The organism is uncultured Marinobacter sp., assembly GCF_963974375.1.
Classification (GTDB): domain Bacteria; phylum Pseudomonadota; class Gammaproteobacteria; order Pseudomonadales; family Oleiphilaceae; genus Marinobacter.
Window position 1 is genome coordinate 1 of the sequence record NZ_CAXBDN010000334.1, and the last position, 3,780, is coordinate 3,780.

At 54.7% G+C, this 3,780-nt stretch carries 3 protein-coding genes; all 3 read right to left on the reverse strand.

Translation table 11 applies throughout. The annotated features are described in order from the left end of the window. Positions 1-339, reverse strand: a 339-nt coding sequence (locus AAC035_RS19460) for an endonuclease (RefSeq protein ID WP_339806770.1), incomplete at its 3' end; no start/stop codon positions are given. A 490-nt stretch (positions 340-829) separates the two neighbouring features. Continuing rightward, positions 830-2,296: an MFS transporter gene (locus AAC035_RS19465; RefSeq protein ID WP_339806771.1), complete on the reverse strand. Its 1,467-nt coding sequence runs from the start codon at positions 2,294-2,296 to the stop codon at positions 830-832. A 797-nt stretch (positions 2,297-3,093) separates the two neighbouring features. After that, the coding region (locus tag AAC035_RS19470; protein ID WP_339806772.1) for an enoyl-CoA hydratase-related protein at positions 3,094-3,780 on the reverse strand (687 nt) is incomplete at its 5' end.

A 3,780-nucleotide genomic window follows, 5' to 3' on the forward strand; every position in this document is an offset into this window, starting at 1 on the left:
ATCCGCCACGCAGTGTTCCCGTCCGCCGTTCTGCCAGCACTGGCGCTGGTGCCCCATGACCCAGGCCGGCACGATGTGTTCCCACTCGATCCGCTCGGCGCGGGCCTGCTGGCGGCGAACTCCGTAATCACAGCCGGCAAGATCTGCCCGGCCCCCGGAAGCACCGGTCCACTGCCACTGGCAGCCGCAATAGAGGGTGCCCTGAGCGGACTGGTTCTGGTCGTAATACACCTGCTCCTTGAGCAGGACTTTAGCCTGGGAGAAATTCGCGGGCTGGCCAACAGCCACCAGCGCGTAACCCCAGACCAGGAGTAGCAACAACGTTCGTGTGATGAACATGCAGGGCCCGGTCTTACTGTGAGCACCGGTCCCTGGTGGTTAGAAATACGATATGTCTTCGGAGTGGAAGTATAAACTAATGAGGCTGTAACGGTACCGGCGGGTAGGGTGATGGCGTTCTCCAGCTCAACACAAATCTCTATGCACAGAAATGTACCAGAAAGAGGTTCAAGCTATTGATTCAAGAGAAGGAACTTGGTTGTGGTTTTACCCATAACTTTTCCAAATTTTGAAGCATAAATTTTCCACTACAGATCCAACCCACGTTAAATAATGATGCAACTATGGTCTGGCGCGAGCGCCCAGATCTTGGTGAGGCACGTTTCTGAATACTGCGGCCTCAAAAAGCACGCATTATAAACAAAAGCGAACATTCACGCGCTCGCAATCTACTAGAGGGCTTGGCACCACAGGAATGTTTGGCGAAGCTCTAAAACACGGAGAACTTTAAGCCGCGATGCAACTGAAAAAGGGAGGTTTACAATTGACCTCATAGCTGATTGAGATCGTCTGAATCCGTTGGAAGAGGCGATGCCTTTGGAGCGGCGACACTGGCTTGCAGCTCGGGTTGCTTGCGAAGGAAAACGAAGGTCGGCCATAACGTCAGACAGGTTATGGCAGCCATTAGCCACCAGCCAATCCGAAAGGCGGAGAGCTGGTCCTGCATGGAGGTTTTCGTACCGACGATAGCCACAAAAATTGCCACACCGATTGCGATCGAAGCTTGGCGCAGCATGTTTATCATTCCAGAGCCCGTAGCGAACGAGGTCGGTGGCAACTCCTGAGTGCCCGTCCCCATGAGCGAGGGGAAAATCAGCCCGACACCGATGCCATTCAGGAGCATGCCAGCGACAATAATGCCGGTGCTTTCAGTCAATCCGATCAAGAGCGCCCATAACCCGAAGCCCAACACTACAAAACCAACGCCAAGTGTCACCGTCATGGCGGCCCCGCAACGCGCTATCAACCGACCAGTCAGAAAAGTCGACGTCAGTGGTACCATCAACGGTCCCGGAATAATGGCCAGACCGGCCTGTAGGGCAGACCACCCCCAGGCGGATTGCCCCCATAAAGCAACGGAGAAGAGCATTGCACCAAAAGTTACGGAGTACGGAACCATCGCCAATGAAGCTCCGCTGAATAACCTGATTCTAAAAAGACTGGGGCTGAATAGCGGGTTGGACGACCGCACGCAATGCATTACGAAAAGCGCCAACAGAACGGCGGCAACAAATGCACTGGCGATAATGCCGGGCGATTGGAACCCCCAACTGTTTACCTTGATGATCGAAAAAACGAGGGCGGCTATACCGAAAGTTAATAGAGACGCAGCAACAACACTCGGCCGCTCTACCGGGTGACCTGGAATGCTTGGCAAAACGCGCCAAGCTACGATCGCCGCAGTCGTCCCCAGCAATGCGTTGGCCAAAAAGACCAAGCGCCAGTCGAAAGTTACCAGTAACCCGCCAACAATCGGTCCCAGAGCTGCAGCAAAGCCACCAATTCCGGCCCAACCCCGTACCGCTGAAGCGCGCCTCTCAGGAGGAAATGTCGCCAACAGCAAACCGATAGAGGTCGGTGTCATGAGGGCTGCGCCGAATGCGGCCGCAGTATGAAAAAGCACCAAACCCCATACGCCGCCGGCCAGGGCGCACCCTGCAGAGGCAATCGAAAAAATCACGATGCCGAGGATGAAGCTCCGATCACGGCGATAACCTTCCGACAACCTACCGAAGAATACCAGCAAGGCCGCATAAGCAATGGCGTAACCATTGAGGATCCATGAGAGATCACTGAGTGGCACCGAATCAAACTCAGCTGCGATGCTGGGCAAAGCGATGTTTACACTAAACAAGTCCAGATTCGGAAGGGCAGTCCCTACGCAGGCTACGGCAAACACCCTTGACGATAATGAAGATTCACTCCGAGTGATGGAGGTTGATGTCCGCGTACTCATCCAAATATCGCCACATTTTGAGTGGCGACCAAAATAGGTTCACCATCGGGGTTCCAGATCACGGTCCTTTGCACCGAGTACCCAGACTGAGACGTGTCTGCTTCGCATCGAACTAGCCACCATCCAGATGAGGAAGTCGGCTCAGGTGCCAGCATGTCTACCGCCCAGGTCATGGTGCTAATAACGGTAGGCTCTCTTGACATAATGAGGGACGACGGAGGCAGCGCATCTGCCAGCGCCAAGAGGCGGACGGTTTCCAGCCCGTTCCCCGAGTCAATATGTCTGAGCCATACTGTCATCTCAGGCGCGCTGCCTGCGGTTCTAGGCCGTTCTCCGTGCACCAGCCGTCCTTCGAAGTGGCTCATGAAGTTGGGACGGTTAGGCCAAGTGTAATAACTGGGACAGTTGTCTGGTTCCGGAACCACTGGCATGTTCAAAGAGTTATAGTTGTGGGTCGACTCTCTTCCTGCACCAAAACAAAGCGTAGACCGGACGGCGATCCCGCTTTCTCCGTCGAGGCTCGCCCCAACGACTACCGTCGACTTCCCTTTTCGCAACACACTATTGGAAACCCGCAACTCACCTGTCGCGGGACCAATGAAGCAAAACTGAGCCGATCGCAGTGGAGGAAGATCCTTCTCACTTCTATAGATGGCTTCAAGGGTCATAGCGGCTGATAGCCCACCGTACGCCGTGCGCCCCTGAAGCCAGTCATCAGGCACAGTGATTAAGTGTGAGTCACCATCGTCAAGCATCGCAGCGGTTAACGCTGAAAATGGCGTCATCAAGCCACCTGCTTAAGAGTTGAACTGCGAGAAGTCGGGTTGCCGACGTTCAGCGAACGCACTAAACGCTTCACGCGCCTCATCACTCTTGAGCCTCTCGCCAAAGACTTTGCTTTCTGCTGCCATATGCCTCAGTACCGCGTCGGTGTCACGCATCAGTTTCTTTGTTGCAACCAGTGAGCCGGCAGGCTTCTTGACAAGCATTTGTGCAGCGGTTCTGGCAGCGGGAAGGAGATCCTCCCAGGGAAGCGCCTTGTTTGCGATACCAAGTGTGACAGCCTCCTGGCCAGCGAGACTTTCGCCAAGCGCAAAAAGAGCAAACGCACGCACATAGCCAATACGAGCAGGCATGAGGAAGCTGGATCCGGCCTCTGGCACCAATGCCAGATTCACAAAGGGTGCAGAGAGTTTTGCATCATCGGCGACATAGACAAGGTCGCAGTGCAGAAGCATTGTCGTACCGACACCAACTGAAATACCCGGAACAGCCGCAACAATCGGCTTCTCCGCACGTGCAATAGCGTTGATAAAAGCACTGGCTTGCGGCTCTTCACCTTTACCCTTAGAGGCATTCGAGAAATCACCCAGATCATTGCCGGCAGTAAACGCCTCGCCCTCTGCTCCAAACAATATGACCCGAACTGACTTGTCAGTCTGAGCGCTTTCCAGCGCCTCTCGGGCAGCACGATACATGTTGCG

Coding starts and splice junctions, on each gene's coding strand:
- AAC035_RS19465 (WP_339806771.1), bottom strand. CDS start 2,296: ATGAGTACGCGGACATCAACCTCCATCACTCGGAGTGAATCTTCATTA.